Source organism: Rhizobium sp. 10N427 (assembly GCF_056394605.1).
Map to the genome: position 1 here is coordinate 1 of NZ_JBFTID010000010.1, position 15,231 is coordinate 15,231.

A 15,231-nucleotide genomic window follows, 5' to 3' on the forward strand; every position below is an offset into this window, starting at 1 on the left:
GAGGAGCACCGACCTGGGCCGCCGTCAGTGCGCCAGCCTGAGCAACGCTCAGACCTTCGAGCTGCGTGTCGCTCATGCCGCTGATCTGCGATGCCTTCAGACCGCCGACAGCAGCGTTGCTGAGCTTGCCGATCTGAGCAGCCGAGAGACCGGTGATCTGCGCGTCGGAGAGAGAGCCGACCTGGGCTGCCGTCAGAGCACCCATCTGATCGTCGGTGAACTTGCCGAGCTGGCCAGACGTGAAGGCAGTAACCTGCTTCGGCGTCATCACCTTGATCTGGTCGACGCTGAGCTTGCCGATCTGGCTGTCGCTGAGGACGGCAATCGCTTCGTTCTTCAGGCTCGGGAGAGCCTTCGTGGTCAGGCCAGCAACCGCATCGTCGGTCAGCTTCGTCACGTTCGTGGCGCTGAAGCCCGCAACCTGCGCAGCCGTCAGCAGAGCGCTCTGGCCTGCAGTGATACCGGCAACCTGGTCTGCAGTCATCGCCGTGATCTGCGTGGCCTTGAGACCGGCGACAGCAGCGTTGCTGAGCTTGCCGATCTGACCGGCAGTCAGACCACCAATCTGGTCGTTGGTGAGCGCGCCGACCTGGGCAGCCGACAATGCGCCGATCTGATCATCGGTGAATTTGGCAAGCTGGCCAGACGTGAAGGCAGTGATCTGCTTGGTCGTGACCTGCTTGAGCTGGTCGGTGCTGAGCTTGCCGACCTGGCTTTCGCTGAGAACGGCGATTGCTTCGTTCTTCAGACCAGGGATTGCCTTGGCGGCCAGACCAGCAACTGCATCGTCGGTCAGCTTGGTGATGTTCGTGGCGCTGAAGCCCGCAACCTGCGCGGCGCTCAGCAGAGCGCTCTGACCTGCAGTGATACCGGCAACCTGATCGGCAGTCATCGCCGTGATCTGCGTAGCCTTGAGACCGGCGACAGCAGCGTTGCTGAGCTTGCCGATCTGACCGGCGGTCAGGCCGCCGATCTGATCGTTGGTGAGTGCGCCGACCTGGGCTGCCGACAATGCGCCGATCTGATCATCGGTGAGCTTGGCAAGCTGGCCAGACGTGAAGGCGGTGATCTGCTTGGTCGTGACCTGCTTGAGCTGGTCGGCGCTGAGCTTGCCGATCTGGTCATCGCTGAGCACGGCGATGGCTTCGTTCTTCAGGCCGCCGATTGCCTTTGCGCCGATGGCGCCGACTTCGTCAGCCGAAAACTTTTTGATGTCGTCAGCGCTGATCGAGCCGATCTGCGTCGCGTTCAGGCCCTTGATCTGGTCGGCTGTAAGGCCTTCGATCTGATCAGGGGTAAGAGCAGCAATCTGCGTGGCGCTGAACGCCGCGATCTGGGCGTTTCCGAGAGCACCGATCTTCGTGGCATCGAGTGCAGCGAGCAGTTCCGGCTTCAGGCCTGCGATAGCGGTCGTCGAAATCGCGCCGAGCTGTGTGGAATCGAGCGCTTCGATATCTTCGGCCTCGAGGGCAGATATCTGGTCTTTATTGAAAATCTTGAGCTGATCTGCGGAAAGCGTTGCGACATCCTCAGCCGAGAACGCCTTGATGGTCTTTGCAGACAGAGCTTTGATCTGGGTATTAGAAAGAGAGGAAACGATCGAGGTCATGAAATTGCCCTTGCACTGGCGTTAGCGGTGACGGTGTCTTTCGTCTCGCATCCGGGTAGCAAAAGCTGGCGCGCTCCAAGCCATAGCCGGAGGGTTCGCGCCGTGCACACTGCATGGCCGAGACGCATAGACAAAATATTTCGGAAGACATCGCTCGAGGGAGCTAATGTTTAGGACAAGGCATCATGCGCACGGTGCTTAAAGCAACCGTTTCCTAAACCTCGACATTCGACAGGACCAAACCCGAACATCGTTGAGCCTAGACGAAGGGATTCGTCATTGACCGAGGGAAGAATTATGCTGGAAGCACTAATTATAAGTTAATGTACCATTATTGCCGTTAAGTTATGTGTCGTTTCGAGATACAAGAAAGCGGAAAATCACCCTTTATTCACGGCGCGGTCCCAGAACAGACAGATCGCTGCCGGCAGCAGCTACGAATCAAAACCAGGCAAGACCTTATTCTGCGTGGATTGCTGATGATCTCGGAGAAAAACGCACCGCGCTTACCCGCGAAGCAGCAAATGACTTGAATAACAGCCATTTCAACTATCCGCGGAAGTCTATCGCGCTGTTTGTGAAGGCGCGCCCAAGGCGCGCTTGCAGTGCCGCCAGCGCCACTGAAGAATTGTGCCCGATGCCAGCACAATAAAAACCCACCCCGCAGGGCAGCGTATCATTTACGCCACCACCCTGCATAAAGGCTTGCCCCCAAGCCTGCCCTTTACGCCCAACTCACTTCGTAAGCGATGCGTCTTCGGTTATCGTCGTTGCTGCGGTTTGCAGGTACGGGGTCTCAGGAATGGATGCGATGAAGAACATCGTAAACGCATAGACTGAGAACAGCGTCAGAGCCGCGGTCAATCGAATCATGCACTATCTCCTTATTCACAAGGAGGAGTGTGCGCCACTCTGTGCTTTTCCCAAACAGTTTTCTGAACGGCAGATGAACAAAAACTTGTTATGGGCAATTTTAACGATATTTTTACAACATTAGAGATGAAGAAAACTCACCGCAAAACCAGCATTCCGGCGTTCGCCCGCATGCTGAGATGGGCATCGACAAGGCTTCTTTCCGGGCAGGTATGATACCGCCCGCCACATGTCTTACGCAGCGATTGCAGGTCCCGGATCAATGGCGACGACGGCAATTGCGCTGCTTCTGCAAGCGCTGACGACAGAAAACCGATATCGAGCGGCCGCGCGAACGGCGCCATATCAACGGGCGTGCCGAAGCCGTGAATGCTGACGAAGGTGCGGTAGGCGATCGAGCGGAAGTCGGAGAGCATGGGCTCACCCGCAAGTGATTCTTCGACGAAGGGGCGGGTCGCTTCGGATTGGTGATCGCCATATTCCATAACCACAGTGCCGCGGTTGCCCGGGGAGACGCGCAGACTTTCGATGAACGATGCGACTTCCTTGCGTGCGGCAATGACGCGCCGAACATATTCGTTCGCCTTGGCATCGTCGGAATACTTCGCCTCGGCGACCAGGGAAGACGGCACGATCGGCTTGTCGTAGGGACCATGCGTCATCATCGTCTGAATCGCGATCAGCAGCGGCCGGTCGTCCTTCGCGCGCTCCTCGGCGATGATCTTCCGGGCAAAATCGAAATACGGCCGGTCATCCTCCGCTTCGGCTCTGGTGCCGATCGCCTTCATGTCATAAATATCCTGGAAGCCGATCGACGTCAGGAAGGGTCCTTCGTTGACGAAGTTGTATTCCATCGGCATGACGGTCACGGTGCGGTAGCCGCATTTGGCGAGCGTCTCGGGAAAGCTGCCCTTGATCTTGCCGGCCATCAGCTGCGTCACATAGGATGACTGCCAGCCGAAATCCGTCGCCGAAAGCCCGGTCATCACAGCAAAGTTGGTAACCCAGGTGCCGCCGCCATAGGTCTCGACATAAAGCGGACGAACAACGCCGTCCTGCGAGCGGAACGACGCCAGCGTCTCTGCCGGGGCTTTTATCTGCGGAAAGTTCGCGAGGTCCGTCTGGCTTTCGCTGAGAACCAGAACGACGTCGGGGCGCTTCGTGCCGCAATCCACGGAGGCATCCATCGCCCGCATCTCGGCTGCTTCCACGTGATTGGAAAGCTCAATCCTGCCGAATGGATAGCGGATGTCAGCGAGCGAGATGAAAAAAGACGATGCGTTGTAGCCGGAAATGTAGGGCAGGTAGGCCGGCTGATCGGCGACCGCAGGCGGGAAGGTCAGATAGGTCAAGGGCAGAACCGCCGCCAGACCAGCCGCCCGCCACCTGACCTTCAGCCGTAGAGGCCTGTCTAAAGCAAAGATCAGGGCAAGGCCTGCGATGACCGCGAGAAGGATGCAGATCGCCGAGATCAGAATGCCCGTGTAGTTTGACGCGAGGAAACTCACCGCGGATTTGTCGGCGCCGGTGAAGATCAGATCATAGTAGTGAAGCGCAAAACCTTTGAGGTCGTATTTGACCAGCGAAGCCAGCGCGATCAGCACAACGACCGAACCCGCCGCATAGAGCGAGAATGCATATCGCCGCGAGACCAGAAATAGGGCCGCAGCAATGACGAGCGTCATCGAAAACGTATAAGGCATGAAGCGCCAGCGCGTGTCGAGATAGCGGACCAATGCGAAGAAGAGCGCGGCCGCCATCAGCAGGCAAACCGGGTGCAGGATAAGCCGGACGGCTTTCGCAAATATACCGCGCATCGAAACCCCTCATATAAGCACTCTCGGATTTATAATTGCGGTACGCGCGTGTATCCATTCGATTGTCGCGTTAGGGTTAAATTCGGGAATGAAATAGCTGCCAGAAGTAGCACTGATCCGCTCGCGCGTGCGCATTTCGCGTCAAGAGACCGTCCTGATTAATCCTGTGAATAATGGGGATGACGCTGGCATTTCTGGACATTAGCAAATGGAAATGTTTCCTTAACCCTGTCGGCTGAGGGGCCGGCGGTTGAGGGCGCGCATATGGAAATCGAAGAGCTGCTGAACATGCAGGAGCGTGGCATTCGTGACCGCATCCTGGGCTACAGGCTGAGCGACAACCCTATGTCACACCCGGAATTCATGCCCATTTGGGACGCTGCGGCCCTTGAAGTCTGGTATGCGCGTTATGAGGCGTGGCGTTTCGGCTGGTCGATGGAAGACGCCAACCGGCGGCACTGAGAAGATAAAGAGGGCGGCTGCCGCCAAGGCGCCCCCGCTTCCTGGAACGGGCCGCGATCCCCTGTAGCGGCCCGTTTCACTTTTTGGGGCGCTTCAGGGTTGCGCGCGGCAAAATTCCGACACACAACCATGCCAGTCACAAAGTCTGACCAGCAGCATGACAGGACCCCTGAACTCATGAGACGACTGATTATTGCCGCAGCAGCACTGTCTGCAGCGACCCTTTCTTCTTCAGCCTACGCCCAAACGCAGAACTTCCCGAGCGCCGGTGTGACGACCCTTGCCGGACGATGCTCCAAGCTCGTCGTCGGCAAGCTCGATGTGTCCAAACCCTGCAAGAACGAGCTGGCCGCCGTGGCGCTGCCGAATGGCGATGTCACCTTCATCTTCACGGCGCAGGGCAAGATGCTGGGCTTCCAGGGCGACGGCAAGGCGATCAAGCCGGCCTCCAACGGAAATGCACGAATCCCTTTGACCATGGTGACGACGGGCGTCGGCCAGAAGATGACGGGTGAGGTCAAGGTCGCGGGCAGCTGCACCTTCGGCAATCCCTACGGCGGCAAGCCGGTTGCCATCGAATGCACCGCCGAGAGCAAGGACAGCACCTTCGCTGCGACCTTCCAGACCAATGGCAAGACGCCCGTGCAGCCGGCACCTGCCGCGGCACCCGCAACGCCGCAGCCAAAGCCCGCCAAGCAGAAGTGATCAGATCAGGCGCACCAGGCGCCGTTTGCGCCTGGCTTGCGCGCCAGCCCCTCGGTGGTCAGCTGCGCGCCGAAGGAACGTCCATCGCGTGAGATGACCCTTGGAGCGCCGCCATTGGCGCCCTTGCCGGCCGCGTTCATGGCGAACGGCCCGGCGTTCAAAAGCTTGAAAAGCCGCGATTTGGCAGCAAAGCCGAGGCGCCGCTCGTTTTCGCAGCGCGCCGCCGAAACGTCCGGCAGAACGGCATCGGCAACGACGATCTTCTCGCCCTTGTACCAGAAGACGCCGCCGTCGCCGACGCAATTGACGTGTTCGCCCTGCCCGCAATAGCCGAAGGTGGCACTGCCGTTCAGCACGTCGGCGGGCGATGCCTTGACCGGCTGGGCCGCCGGCACGGGAATGGCTGCCGGTGGCAAGGGACGCTGCGGCTGCACCGTTGTCATCGCCATCTGTTTCGGCTCAGGCTTTGCGGCAGGCGCCTTCGGCGCATCCGGGCGGATCGCCGCCGTGATCATCGAAGCGTCAGGAGCCTTTGCCAGCATCGGCTTGACGCTCTTCCAGTTGTCGTAGGTGGCAATACCACCGACGGCGAGAAGACCGATCACCGCCCATGGCATGATGCCGCCGCCGCGGCTCGCGCCCCTGCCCCGTCCCGAAGGTTTGCGGCTGCGGCCGCGCGTCGCTGTCTTCGCCATAGATCCGAATCCCGTGAGGCCCGGATTATTGGACGGCAATCCTTTCCGAAAGGTTGGCGCCGGGAGCCCGTGGCTTCCACTGCACATTTTTTCCGGGTAGGGTGGCGCCCGTCACATAGAGCCCCCATTTGGATGGTTGGACGGACGCCAGATCGATCGGTGTAAGTATGCGTTATTTTCGTTTTATCGCTTGGCCAGCTTCTGTGGCACTCGGATTGGCAGCCCTGATCGGCGCCCATGCGGCGCTCGGACAGGCAACCGGCAATTTTCACGAGGTCATCGCAGGCGAGCTTTACCGGTCGGCACAGCCAAGCGGCGAAGACATCCAGGCATACGCGTCGCGCTATCACATCCGTACGATCCTCAATCTTCGCAACGAAAAGCGCACTGGCTGGTACCTCGATGAATCGGCCGCCGCCGCAGACCGCGGCATCACGCTGATCGATTTTCCGATGTCATCATCCAAAGAACTGCCGATCGAGGAGGCGCAGAAGCTCGCCAAGATCATGGCAGATGCGCCCAAGCCGCTTCTCATTCACTGCGAACACGGCGCCAACCGCACAGGCCTCGCCTCGGCGATCTATGTCGGCGCGGTCAAGAAGATGAGCGAATCTGCCGCTGAGTTCCAGCTCAGCCCCTACTACGGAAACTTCGCCATCAAGGGCCTCAGCCGCTACGCGATGTATAGCTCCTGGGACAAATACGAAGAAACGATCGGCTTTTGACGCGAACAAAGCAGCGGCGGTTGCGTTAGTCAGCGAATTCACCGCTGGAGAACCGCTTCCATGGACCTCGTCCTCGCCGATATGTTTCCGGAATCCCGCATCCACTACCCCGTCATCTTCGCCCGCCTTTTCGGTGCCATTCTCCTCGGCGGCCTGATCGGCTTCGAACGCGAAGCCCGCGATCACCCGGCCGGCTTTCGAACGCATATTCTCGTCAGCCTTGCGGCCGCTCTCTTTGCGATCATCTCGATCGAGGCTGTGCACATGCCGGGCTTCACCGATGATCCGCAGGTTCGCATCGACCCATTGCGCGTCATCGAGGCGGTCACGGCAGGTGTTGCCTTCCTGGCTGCCGGGATGATCGTATTCTCCCGCGGCCGGGTCAAAGGCCTGACGACGGGTGCCGGCATGTGGCTTTCGGGCGGAATCGGCCTTGCGACGGGTTTCGGCTATTGGCCGATCGCGGTCTTTGCGACGGTTGCCGCCGTCTGTGTGCTCTACGCCTTCGGTAAGATCGAAAAGAAACTTGGAAGTGATCAGGGTTCAAAGAGCAACGGCGAGCAATAAGAACGCAAAAACGCCCGGCAATACCGGGCGTCTGATCGTCTTCCATGAATTATCGCGCGTTTACGGATTCGGAACGCGAGGGTTTCGACTCTGCAAATGCTGCGTTCCAGCTCTTGGATTCACGCTTGCCGTCCTTCTCCGAGGCTGTGCGGACTGCCTGCCATTCTTCTTCGTGCTTGAGCGAAATGTCCTGCGGCACAAGATTTGTCTTCATTCGTGTCTCACCTGTCGTTCTTGAAAACTGTTCGCCAAGTCGCAAATTCCGGTAGCCCGGCCTATTTGTCTTTGGCCTTTGCGGCGTCGGCTGCGATCTCGGGACCGCCGCGCGACAGATCGCTGCCGCTCATATGGGCTGGCACATGAACGTCGTGCCTCGGGGATTGCGGCAGCGTCAGATCGACCTGATGCGGTGGCAGCACCTGCGCCTTTTGCATCCGGTTCGGCTTCGCCCGCTTCATGCGGTCGGCAGCCTCGGTTCGCTTGTCGGGGGAGTGGGTCGAAGTCTGCATCATCGGCCTCCTTTTTGATCGCGCCCGCGATCATCCTGATCGCTCAACCTCATCCAAACGGGCGAGCCTGGGGATGGTTCCAAAGAAAGTCAGGCTGCAATCATCCCCTCCCTCTTGACTGCCTGCATAAGTTGATTACCTAAGCGCTTGTCCGTCGTCGCAGAGATGTGCGTGGTTGCCCCCCATGCGAAAACATCGGCAACGGATAAACACTGGTGCCGGGCCCCTCTGGCGAGAGTTTTTACGGCGCTCTCGTGATGTCGGTACCGCCTGCAAAGAGCCGGCGGATTTTCAATCGATGAAAAAGCTCCCCATGCCTTTCGCGCATGCCCGTTCTGGCATGCCGCGTTCTTCCACCACACCCACGTTCAAAAACGATGTCCGCGCCAAAGAGGTGCGGCCATGAACCAGTCTCCCAGTCAAACTTCGACCCTCGGATATTTCCGCTGGTCCTTCATCGTCACTGCCATCGGCCTGGCACTCGGCGCCATTCTCGGCTGGCAATCGACGGGCACGATCGGCGGCATGGCGACCGTCTTCTTCATCTGCGCGGTGCTTGCCGTGCTGGAGATTTCGCTTTCTTTCGACAACGCCATCGTCAACGCCAACAAGCTGAAGGAAATGACGCCAGAGTGGCAGCATCGCTTCCTGACCTGGGGTATCGTCATTGCCGTCTTCGGCATGCGTATCGTCTTCCCGCTGGCAATCGTCGTCATCGCAGCCGGGATCGGCCCGATCGACGCGATCATCCTCGCGGCCCGCGAACCGGCCGAATATGCCCGCATCATGAATGACGCCCACCTGCCGATCGCAGCCTTCGGCGGCACATTCCTGATGATGGTCGGCCTCTCCTACTTCTTCAATCACGAGAAGGACATCCACTGGATTTCCTCCCTCGAGCGGATGATGTCGCGCGGTGCGGCGATCAAGGGCATCGAGATCGCTGTCGTTCTCCTGCTCATCCTACTCTTCTCGTCGCTTCTGGAAGGCGAGGAAGCCACCACCTTCGTGTATAGCGCGATCTATGGCCTGGTGACCTTCCTGGCTGTCGAAGTCATCGGCGGCCTGCTGGATGCCTCGCAGCGGGCTATGAGCGAAGCCGCCCGCGGCGGTCTCGGCGCCTTCATCTATCTGGAAGTGCTGGATGCGAGCTTCTCGTTCGACGGCGTCATCGGCGCCTTCGCCCTGACGCAGAACCTGTTTATCATCGCCATCGGCCTCGGCATCGGCGCCATGTATGTGCGCTCGATGACCATCATGCTCGTCGAAAAGGGCACGCTGACGGAATACCGCTATCTGGAACACGGCGCATTCTACGCGATCCTGATCCTGGCGGTGATCATGTATGTGCAGACGCTGTATCACATCCCTGAGGTCATCACCGGCCTTGGTGGCGCGACGCTGATCGGCATCTCGCTCTGGTCCTCGATCCGTCACAACCGCAGGGAAGCGGCGGAAGGACATGCTCCCAGCCATCACGCCAAGAGCGTAGAGGCCTGACAGCAGGGCTGCGGCGGGGCATCGGCCGCAGCCATCAAGACAAAAATAAAGCCCGCGACCAACCGGTTGCGGGCTATTTTCATGCGGGGGTTTCAGCGGCTGTTAGCGGCGGATGTGATCGAACACATCGGCATCGATACCGAGCACCTTCAGATGACGGCCCTGCGGACGGCGGCCTGCATCGACTGCGGCGCTGACTGCATTTGCGGCACCGATAACGGCGAAGGCGCGACCGAGGAAACCTTCACGAATGGACTTCACGTAAGACATTGTCTTTCTCGCTTTAGCTTCATTATTGACTACTCACATATGATGCAGCGCAGCATCTACCACAAGTCGCGCAAATTCAGCGCTGCCATGCAAAAACGCCTGAGCAGGGGGCAAAACGCAAAAGCCCGGCCTTGTCAGGACCGGGCTCGCTTCATCTTTAAGCTGTCTTATGAGCGCGTCAGGCGGCGCGGGCGCGCCCAGGCATATAGCCTTGCTGGACGCCTGATTGCCCAAGCTTGAAGCGGGCGATCAGATCGCGAAGGCGGCCGCTTTCATGGGCCAGCGTGGCACCGGCCGCACTCGTTTCCTCGACCATCGCCGCATTCTGCTGCGTGACCTGATCCATCTGGTTGACCGCAGTATTCACTTCCGTGAGGCCAAGCGACTGCTCGCGGGTCGATGTCGCGATCGCTTCCATGTGCTGGTTGATGGTGACGACATAGTCACCGATCGCCGTCAGCGCATTGCCCGTTTCGCGAACCAGACGGACACCTGCTTCGACTTCGCCGGTCGAGGCGCTGATCAGCGCCTTGATCTCTCGCGCGGCCTGCGCCGAGCGCTGCGCCAGTTCACGCACTTCCTGCGCGACAACCGCAAAGCCCTTGCCGGCTTCACCGGCACGCGCCGCTTCGACACCGGCGTTCAGCGCCAGAAGGTTGGTCTGGAAGGCGATATCGTCGATGACGCCGATGATGTTGGAGATCTGGCTCGAAGACTGTTCGATCCGCTCCATCGCATGGACCGCATCCGACACGACGGCGCCGGACTTGGACGCGCTCTGATTTGCCTGAACCGCAACCGCCCTCGCCTCATCCACACGCTTGGACGAGTTGGCAACGTTGGTGGTGATCTCGTCGAGAGCCGCCGCCGTCTCTTCGAGCGACGAAGCCTGACGCTCCGTGCGCTGCGACAGGTCATTGGCGCTTTGGCTGATCTCGCGGCTGCCGCTGTCGATCGACGAGGCGCTGGAGGATACGGAACGCAGCACATCGGCAAGCTGCGTGATCGAGGTGTTGAAGTCCTGACGCAGAGCTTCGAAATCCGGAGCGAAGGGCTGGTCCAGCTGGAACGACAGATCGCCCGCCGCCAGATGCTTGAGACCGTTTCCGAGGCCGGAGGTCGCTTGGCGCATCTGCTCGGCCTTCACACGGTCGCTTTCGGCTGCGCGAAGACGCTGCTCTTCCGTCAGGTGGCGCTGTTGCTCGCCTTCGCGTTCGAGGCGCTTGTTGGCAAGCGCGTTGGTGCGGAACACTTCGACGGCCGACGCCATGTCGCCGATTTCGTCCGAGCGTCCCGAGAAGGGGATGGCCGCCTCATCATTGCCACCCGCGAGAACCTTCATCGACGTCGTAATGGCTTCGATCGGCCGGGCAATGCCGGTAATCGCAAAGATAACGGCCGCAATCAGAATGGCAGCGCATCCAGCGATCAGCGCGAAGGTCATGAACAGAGTCGACTGGAACAGGCTGGCGCCTTCTAGGTGGATTTTTTCCGAGCTCGCGGTGTTGAAGTCGAGAAGGTCGTTCAGGTATCCGGCCGCCTTGGCCATCTTGGCCTGCATATCGCCCGAAAGCAGTGCTTTCGCTTCGCCATCCTTGCCGGCTGCCGAAAGCGCCACCATCTGCTGCGCGGCCTGCTTGTAGTCGGCAATGCCGCCTTCGATCGCCTTGATCAGTTCCGCGCCCTTGGCGGTGGTGATCAGCGGCCGGTATTTGTCGATTTGCTTGGCCAGCGCGTCGTTACGCTCGGCGATCAGCGCCTCGGCTGCCTTCATCTCCTCAGGCGTGCCTGCAAGAATATGTGTCGAATAGGCATTGTCGAGACGGTAGAAAGCGCTCTCGATGCTCTTGCCGGTCGCGATTTTCGGGATCCAGTTGGAAGCGATCACCTCGGTCTGGCCATTCAGCGTGCTCATGCCGCTGATCGACATCCAGGCAAGCAATCCGAACATGAGGGCGATAACAGCGAAGATCGCTGACAATAGCATTTTGATGCGGGGGCGTTTCATCTCGGTATCCTGAAAATTTAAAGTCGCAAGTATTCGATTTGAGCAAGACGCAAAGACGAAGCCGTCATGCATCAAACCCAATACAATTGTCTCTAGATACGCATCGACGGATTAAAGCCCTATTAACCCAACGAAACACTTTTCATCTACTAATTGTAAAAACAACGGATGCGCGAACTTATTAAACACTCCGCATTTCAGCCCGATCAAACGGAAAAACCGGCCCGCTTTCACGGGCCGGCTCGCAGGTAGGGGTTGGATGCCGTCTTTTTGTTAGTCTTCGTTTGCGGCAAGCTGGGAAAGGACCTGCCCCCGTCCGCGCAAGCGAAGGATCAGCGGAATGATGAATGCCGCGGCGGCGACAAGCAGCAGGCCGGCTGCGATCGGCGACATGACGAGGGTCGTCAGATCGCCCTGGCTGATCGCCAAGGCCCGGCGCAACTGCTGCTCGGCAAGCGGCCCGAGGATCAGGCCGACGACGACAGGCGCGATCGGATAGCCGAACAGGCGCATGACGTAGCCGAGGATGCCGAAGGCCAGGAGCATGCCGAGCTCGAACACCGACGGATTGGCGCCGATCGTACCGAGCGTCGCAAACAGCAGGATGCCGGCATAGAGCCATGGCTTCGGGATAGTCAGCAGACGCACCCAGAGGCCGATCAGCGGCAGGTTGAGAACCAGCAGCATGGCATTGGCGAGCAACAGGCTGGCGATAAGACCCCAGACGAGTTGCGGATTGGTGGCAAACAACAGCGGACCCGGCTGCAGACCATACTGCTGGAAACCGGCGAGCATGATCGCGGCGGTCGCCGAAGTCGGCAGGCCGAGCGTCAGCAGCGGCACGAGCGTACCGGCAGCCGAAGCGTTATTGGCGGCCTCAGGACCGGCGACGCCCTCGATGGCACCCTTTCCGAACTCTTCCGGGTTCTTGGAAAGGCGCTTTTCGGTGGCGTAGGACAGAAAAGTCCCGATTTCAGCGCCACCGGCCGGCATCGCGCCGATCGGGAAGCCGATGATCGTCCCGCGCAGCCAAGCCTTCCACGAGCGGCTCCAGTCCTGCGCGGTCATCCAGAGCGAGCCCTTCACGGCCTCGACCTTGTCGGCCACCTTGTCACCCTGAGCGGCGATATAGAGCGTTTCGCCGATGGCAAACATGGCGACAGCAAGCGTCGTCACTTCGATGCCGTCGAGAAGATCCGGGATGCCGAAGGAGAGACGCGCTTGGCCGGTCTGCTGGTCGATGCCGACCATGGCAAGCGCAAAGCCGATGAACAGCGACGTCAAACCGCGCAACGCCGAGTCGCCGAAGGCGGACGAGACGGTGACGAAGGCGAGGATCATCAGCGCGAAATATTCGCGCGGACCGAAGACCAGCGCCAGCTTGACGATATAAGGCGCGATGAAGGCGAGGCCGAGAGTGGCGATCAGGCCGGCGACGAAGGAGCCGATGGCAGCCGTCGCCAGTGCCGGGCCGCCGCGTCCGGCGCGAGCCATCTTGTTGCCCTCGAGCGCGGTGACGATCGACGAGCTTTCGCCCGGCGTGTTGAGAAGGATCGAGGTCGTCGAGCCGCCATACATGCCGCCGTAATAGATGCCGGCGAACATGATCAGCGAGCCGCCCGGATCGAGCTTGTAGGTGGCCGGAAGCAGCAGCGCGACGGTCAGCGCCGGGCCGATGCCCGGCAGAACGCCGACGGCAGTGCCGAGCATGACGCCGATGAAGGCGAAGAGCAGGTTCATCGGCTGAAATGCGACAGCCAGGCCCTGCAGAAGGAATTCGAAAGTGCTCATGGGGGCTGCACCTTAGAAGAACAGATGTTCAAGCCAGCCGGCAGGCAGCGTCAGCTGCAGCAGCTTGGCGAAGATCACCCATACGATGAAACTCAGGATGATGCCGACCGGGATCGAGATCCACAGCTGGCGCTTGCCAAAACCGCGCGCGGTCAAGGCGAAGAGCAGACCCGTCGCGATCGAAAACCCTGCGATACGCAGGAAGATCATCTGACAGGCAAGACCGGCAATCACCCAGAGAACGGGCGGCACTTCCTGCTTTTCGCGCTCGGGAAATTCACCGCGCCAGGCTTCGGCAACGGTCCAGAGACCGAGAGCCGCCAGGCCGAAGGCGACGAATTCCGGCACGGTCGACGGGCCGATACGATCGTACTGCGCGATGGCGCTGAGATGAGAGGCATCCCAGAACATGATGCCAGCAATGGCGAAAAGAAACACGGCAATAGCCAGCGCCGCCCAATCAGGGCGGCGCTTCGTTGCCGAGGGGGTGTTGCCCTCAATCATTTTACCAGTCCGATATCTTTGAGGATGCTTTCGGTCGAAGCGACGTCCTTGTCGAGCTGAGCCTTGAAGTCATCGCCCGAGAGGTAGGTGTCGGCCCAACCCTTGGTCTTCAGCACTTCCTGCCAGGCAGCAGACTTGTGCAGCTTTTCGACGTCAGCCGAAATCGCCTTGACTTCTTCGTCCGTCAGACCGGGAGCCGCGGCAACCATGCGCCAGTTCTGGATGGTCACATCGGTACCGGCTTCCTTCAGCGTCGGTGCATCGATGCCGTCGAGGCGGGCATCGCTCGAAACGGCGAGAAGGCGCAGCGTGCCGGCCTTAACCTGCGATTCGAATTCGCTGTAGCTGGAGATACCGGCGGTGACCTGACCACCGAGGATAGCAGCAAGCGCTTCGCCGCCACCCGAGAAGGCAACGTAGTTGACCTTGGTCGGATCGACGCCCGAAGCCTTGGCGATCAGGCCAGCCGTGATGTGGTCGGTACCACCGGCAGAACCACCGCCCCAAGACACAGCGCCGGGATCGGCCTTCAGCTTAGTGACGAGATCGGCAAGCGTCTTGATGTCAGACGAGGCAGGAACGACGACGGCTTCGTATTCGCCGGTCAGACGGGCGATCGGCGTAACGTCCTTGAGGGTCACGGCCGACTTGTTGGTTAGCAGCGCGCCGACCATGACATAGCCGCCGACGATCAGGGCGTTCGGGTTACCGGCGCTCTGGTTGGCAAACTGCGCGAGGCCGATGGCGCCGCCAGCGCCCGGAACGTTCTGAACCTGAACGTTGCCGGAGATGCCTTCCTGCTGCAGCACGGTCTGCAGCGAACGGGCCGTCTGGTCCCAGCCGCCGCCCGGTGCTGCCGGAGCGATGATGGTGTAATCGGCCGCAGCGGCCGGCAGCGCGATGGCGGCTGCGAAGAGAGTGGCAATAAATGTATGTTTCAAGACGTGTCCTCCTTGAGCGCGGATAGATGCCGCGTCATTGCTGTCAGGGATCGGGGAACACGCCACTGGCGAACGAGCGATCGATCGCGCGTGAACGGCAAGTCCTCCCGAAACTTCCTCCGCCTCCACGGAGAAGAAGTGTCCGAACGCACCACAAGAAGCTGTCATTTAGCTGACACCGGCCACACATCCAGAGGCTGATGACACTTTTTTGCCGCAATTTCGCTCGGCATCGCCGGAAACGAAAGCGGCCGG

15 protein-coding genes and 1 pseudogene are annotated in these 15,231 nt (G+C 60.0%); 5 read left to right on the forward strand and 11 right to left on the reverse strand.

The genetic code is table 11. The features are described from left to right. The 3 genes and pseudogenes from AC1DIJ_RS20235 to AC1DIJ_RS20245 form a co-directional block, all read right to left on the reverse strand. Nucleotides 1-1,609: pseudogene (locus AC1DIJ_RS20235) on the reverse strand (hypothetical protein); the annotation flags it as partial. Between the two features lie 735 nt (nucleotides 1,610-2,344). Continuing rightward, complete coding sequence (locus AC1DIJ_RS20240) at nucleotides 2,345-2,482, reverse strand: hypothetical protein (protein ID WP_199628999.1); 138 nt, start codon at nucleotides 2,480-2,482, stop codon at nucleotides 2,345-2,347. 137 nt (nucleotides 2,483-2,619) lie between these two features. Then, nucleotides 2,620-4,299 (reverse strand): sulfatase-like hydrolase/transferase, encoded by a 1,680-nt coding sequence (locus AC1DIJ_RS20245; RefSeq protein WP_112385545.1) that lies wholly within the window; start codon nucleotides 4,297-4,299, stop codon nucleotides 2,620-2,622. Nucleotides 4,300-4,563: 264 nt separating this feature from the next. Between AC1DIJ_RS20245 and AC1DIJ_RS20250 the strand changes: the two genes are divergently transcribed. Then, nucleotides 4,564-4,761 (forward strand): CrpP-related protein, encoded by a 198-nt coding sequence (locus AC1DIJ_RS20250; protein ID WP_112385546.1) that lies wholly within the window; start codon nucleotides 4,564-4,566, stop codon nucleotides 4,759-4,761. A gap of 177 nt (nucleotides 4,762-4,938) precedes the next feature. Further along, entirely contained in the window at nucleotides 4,939-5,466 is a 528-nt protein-coding gene (locus AC1DIJ_RS20255) for a hypothetical protein (RefSeq protein ID WP_112385547.1), read from the forward strand. Nucleotides 5,467-5,471: 5 nt separating this feature from the next. Here the strand turns inward: AC1DIJ_RS20255 and AC1DIJ_RS20260 are convergent, their stop codons facing one another. After that, nucleotides 5,472-6,161, reverse strand: coding sequence for a hypothetical protein (locus AC1DIJ_RS20260; RefSeq protein WP_112385548.1), 690 nt, complete (start codon nucleotides 6,159-6,161; stop codon nucleotides 5,472-5,474). Nucleotides 6,162-6,328: 167 nt separating this feature from the next. Here AC1DIJ_RS20260 and AC1DIJ_RS20265 point away from each other — a divergent pair, with 167 nt between their 5' ends. Together AC1DIJ_RS20265 and AC1DIJ_RS20270 are read left to right on the forward strand one after the other, a co-directional pair. Further along, a complete protein-coding gene (locus tag AC1DIJ_RS20265; RefSeq protein ID WP_112385549.1) occupies nucleotides 6,329-6,886 on the forward strand; it encodes a fused DSP-PTPase phosphatase/NAD kinase-like protein in 558 nt (185 codons plus the stop codon). Nucleotides 6,887-6,946: 60 nt separating this feature from the next. Then, the gene (locus AC1DIJ_RS20270) at nucleotides 6,947-7,453 is read left to right on the forward strand and encodes an MgtC/SapB family protein (RefSeq protein ID WP_112385550.1); all 507 of its coding nucleotides are present in this window, start codon (nucleotides 6,947-6,949) and stop codon (nucleotides 7,451-7,453) included. 49 nt (nucleotides 7,454-7,502) lie between these two features. Here AC1DIJ_RS20270 and AC1DIJ_RS20275 read toward each other — a convergent pair whose 3' ends face one another. Both AC1DIJ_RS20275 and AC1DIJ_RS20280 read right to left on the reverse strand, forming a co-directional pair. Next, on the reverse strand, nucleotides 7,503-7,667 hold the full coding sequence (locus tag AC1DIJ_RS20275; RefSeq protein ID WP_477831531.1) for a hypothetical protein: 165 nt from the start codon (nucleotides 7,665-7,667) through the stop codon (nucleotides 7,503-7,505). A gap of 61 nt (nucleotides 7,668-7,728) precedes the next feature. Continuing rightward, a complete protein-coding gene (locus AC1DIJ_RS20280; protein ID WP_310297013.1) occupies nucleotides 7,729-7,965 on the reverse strand; it encodes a hypothetical protein in 237 nt (78 codons plus the stop codon). Nucleotides 7,966-8,364: 399 nt separating this feature from the next. Between AC1DIJ_RS20280 and AC1DIJ_RS20285 the strand changes: the two genes are divergently transcribed. Beyond that, nucleotides 8,365-9,462, forward strand: a complete 1,098-nt coding sequence (locus AC1DIJ_RS20285; RefSeq protein WP_112385552.1) for a DUF475 domain-containing protein — start codon at nucleotides 8,365-8,367, stop codon at nucleotides 9,460-9,462. 102 nt (nucleotides 9,463-9,564) lie between these two features. On the opposite strand, the gene AC1DIJ_RS20290 is transcribed toward AC1DIJ_RS20285, so the two are convergent. The 5 genes from AC1DIJ_RS20290 to AC1DIJ_RS20310 all read right to left on the reverse strand — a co-directional run bounded on the left by AC1DIJ_RS20290 (nucleotide 9,565) and on the right by AC1DIJ_RS20310 (nucleotide 14,976). Continuing rightward, nucleotides 9,565-9,732 carry a hypothetical protein gene (locus AC1DIJ_RS20290; protein ID WP_310297006.1) on the reverse strand — a complete coding sequence of 56 codons (168 nt, stop codon included), beginning with the start codon at nucleotides 9,730-9,732 and terminating at the stop codon, nucleotides 9,565-9,567. Nucleotides 9,733-9,910: 178 nt separating this feature from the next. Next, nucleotides 9,911-11,740, reverse strand: a complete 1,830-nt coding sequence (locus AC1DIJ_RS20295) for a HAMP domain-containing methyl-accepting chemotaxis protein (RefSeq protein ID WP_112446133.1) — start codon at nucleotides 11,738-11,740, stop codon at nucleotides 9,911-9,913. Nucleotides 11,741-12,013: 273 nt separating this feature from the next. Continuing rightward, complete coding sequence (locus AC1DIJ_RS20300) at nucleotides 12,014-13,531, reverse strand: tripartite tricarboxylate transporter permease (RefSeq protein WP_112385554.1); 1,518 nt, start codon at nucleotides 13,529-13,531, stop codon at nucleotides 12,014-12,016. 12 nt (nucleotides 13,532-13,543) lie between these two features. Beyond that, complete coding sequence (locus AC1DIJ_RS20305; protein WP_112385555.1) at nucleotides 13,544-14,035, reverse strand: tripartite tricarboxylate transporter TctB family protein; 492 nt, start codon at nucleotides 14,033-14,035, stop codon at nucleotides 13,544-13,546. Then, nucleotides 14,032-14,976 (reverse strand): Bug family tripartite tricarboxylate transporter substrate binding protein, encoded by a 945-nt coding sequence (locus AC1DIJ_RS20310; RefSeq protein ID WP_112385556.1) that lies wholly within the window; start codon nucleotides 14,974-14,976, stop codon nucleotides 14,032-14,034. The genes AC1DIJ_RS20305 and AC1DIJ_RS20310 overlap by 4 nt, the downstream gene beginning before the upstream one ends. Nucleotides 14,977-15,231 lie beyond the last annotated feature (255 nt).

Bases quoted from the DNA above. Each gene is read 5' to 3' on its own strand.
- AC1DIJ_RS20240 (WP_199628999.1), bottom strand. From the start codon at position 2,482: ATGATTCGATTGACCGCGGCTCTGACGCTGTTCTCAGTCTATGCGTTT.
- AC1DIJ_RS20245 (WP_112385545.1), bottom strand. From the start codon at position 4,299: ATGCGCGGTATATTTGCGAAAGCCGTCCGGCTTATCCTGCACCCGGTT.
- AC1DIJ_RS20250 (WP_112385546.1), top strand. From the start codon at position 4,564: ATGGAAATCGAAGAGCTGCTGAACATGCAGGAGCGTGGCATTCGTGAC.
- AC1DIJ_RS20255 (WP_112385547.1), top strand. From the start codon at position 4,939: ATGAGACGACTGATTATTGCCGCAGCAGCACTGTCTGCAGCGACCCTT.
- AC1DIJ_RS20260 (WP_112385548.1), bottom strand. From the start codon at position 6,161: ATGGCGAAGACAGCGACGCGCGGCCGCAGCCGCAAACCTTCGGGACGG.
- AC1DIJ_RS20265 (WP_112385549.1), top strand. From the start codon at position 6,329: ATGCGTTATTTTCGTTTTATCGCTTGGCCAGCTTCTGTGGCACTCGGA.
- AC1DIJ_RS20270 (WP_112385550.1), top strand. From the start codon at position 6,947: ATGGACCTCGTCCTCGCCGATATGTTTCCGGAATCCCGCATCCACTAC.
- AC1DIJ_RS20275 (WP_477831531.1), bottom strand. From the start codon at position 7,667: ATGAAGACAAATCTTGTGCCGCAGGACATTTCGCTCAAGCACGAAGAA.
- AC1DIJ_RS20280 (WP_310297013.1), bottom strand. From the start codon at position 7,965: ATGATGCAGACTTCGACCCACTCCCCCGACAAGCGAACCGAGGCTGCC.
- AC1DIJ_RS20285 (WP_112385552.1), top strand. From the start codon at position 8,365: ATGAACCAGTCTCCCAGTCAAACTTCGACCCTCGGATATTTCCGCTGG.
- AC1DIJ_RS20290 (WP_310297006.1), bottom strand. From the start codon at position 9,732: ATGTCTTACGTGAAGTCCATTCGTGAAGGTTTCCTCGGTCGCGCCTTC.
- AC1DIJ_RS20295 (WP_112446133.1), bottom strand. From the start codon at position 11,740: ATGAAACGCCCCCGCATCAAAATGCTATTGTCAGCGATCTTCGCTGTT.
- AC1DIJ_RS20300 (WP_112385554.1), bottom strand. From the start codon at position 13,531: ATGAGCACTTTCGAATTCCTTCTGCAGGGCCTGGCTGTCGCATTTCAG.
- AC1DIJ_RS20305 (WP_112385555.1), bottom strand. From the start codon at position 14,035: ATGATTGAGGGCAACACCCCCTCGGCAACGAAGCGCCGCCCTGATTGG.